This window comes from Streptomyces sp. NPDC044984, assembly GCF_040646935.1.
In the GTDB taxonomy this organism is placed as follows: domain Bacteria; phylum Actinomycetota; class Actinomycetes; order Streptomycetales; family Streptomycetaceae; genus Streptomyces.
Window position 1 is genome coordinate 1 of sequence record NZ_JBEZBE010000109.1, and the last position, 1,659, is coordinate 1,659.

The 1,659-nt window shown below is 75.5% G+C and carries 1 protein-coding gene; it reads left to right on the forward strand.

The genetic code is table 11. From position 1 onward, the window contains the following. The coding region (locus AB0A94_RS38675; protein ID WP_361751732.1) for a beta-ketoacyl synthase N-terminal-like domain-containing protein at positions 1-1,659 on the forward strand (1,659 nt) is incomplete at both ends.

Genomic DNA, 1,659 nt, shown 5'->3' on the forward strand with positions numbered 1-1,659 from the left:
AGCAGCGGGCCGCCGCCGGCCTGCCCGCCCTGTCCCTGGCCTGGGGCGCCTGGGTCCAGGACGGCGGCATGACCGGCACCCTCTCCGACGCCGACGCCCGGAGGATGGCAGCCTCGGCCGCGCCGCCCCTCACCGCCGAGCAGGGCCTCGCGCTCTGGGACGCCGCCGCGGTCTCCGACGAGCCTTACCTCGTGCCCATCGGCGCCTCCGGCCGCACCCGGATGCCCGGCGAGGTGCCGCCGCTGCTGCGCAACCTGGTGCGCGGCACCCGGCGCGCCGCCGCCACCGCCGTCGGCGGTGCCCGGGTCGCCGCCGACCTCATCCGCCGGCTCCTGGAGACGCGGGAGGAGGAACGCGTCCGCGTCCTGCTCGACCTGGTGCGGGTCGAGGCCGCCGCCGTGCTCGGCCACTCCTCGCCCAAGGCCGTCGAGGCCGACCACGACTTCCACGACCTCGGCTTCGACTCGCTCACCGCCGTCGAACTGCGCAACCGCCTCACCACCGCCACCGGCCTGCGGCTCCCGGCGACCCTCGTCTTCGACTACCCGACGCCCACCGTGCTCGCCGAGCACCTGGTGGCCGCGCTCCTCGAGGAGGAGCGGGTCACCGGCACGCCCGCGGTCACCGGCACCGTCCTGCCCCCGACGGCCGACGATCCGGTGGTCATCGTCGGCATGGCCTGCCGGATGCCCGGTGGCGTCAGCTCGCCCGAGGAACTGTGGCGGCTCGTCGTCGAGGGCCGCGAGGGCATCTCCGCCTTCCCGACCGACCGCGGCTGGGACCTGGACACCCTCATGCGCGGCGGACAGGGCGGCCACGGACGCAGTGCCACCTCCGAGGGAGGGTTCCTCTACGACGTCGCCGACTTCGACGCCGGTTTCTTCGGGATCTCCCCGCGCGAGGCCCTCGCCATGGACCCGCAGCAGCGCCTGCTGCTCGAGACCACCTGGGAGGCGTTCGAACGCGCCGGCATCGACCCGGCGACCGTGCGCGGCAGCCAGACCGGTGTGTTCGTCGGTACCAGCGGCCAGGACTACACCACCCTCGTCATGAACTCCAGCGAGGACGCCGAGGGCCACGCCCCGACCGGCCTCGCCACCAGCGTCATCTCCGGCCGTCTCTCCTACACCTTCGGCCTGGAGGGCCCGGCGGTCACGATCGACACCGCCTGCTCCTCCTCCCTGGTGGCCCTGCACTGGGCGGCCCGCGCGCTGCGCTCCGGCGAGTGCAGCCTCGCCCTCGCGGGCGGCGTCACCGTGATGTCGACCGCCATGGGCTACGCCGGATTCACCCGGCAGGGCGGCCTCGCCCCCGACGGCCGCTGCAAGGCGTTCGCGGACGCCGCCGACGGCACCGGCTGGTCGGAGGGCGTCGGCATGCTCGTCGTCGAACGCCTCTCCGACGCCCGTCGCAACGGCCACCCGGTGCTCGCCGTGGTGCGCGGCTCCGCCGTCAACCAGGACGGCGCCTCCAACGGCCTGACCGCGCCCAACGGCCCGTCCCAGCAGCGCGTGATCCGGCAGGCCCTGGCGAGCGCGGGGCTCACGCCCGCCGACGTGGACGCCGTCGAGGCGCACGGTACGGGCACGACGCTGGGCGACCCGATCGAGGCGCAGGCCCTGCTGGCCACCTACGGCCAGGACCGGCCCGCCGACCGGC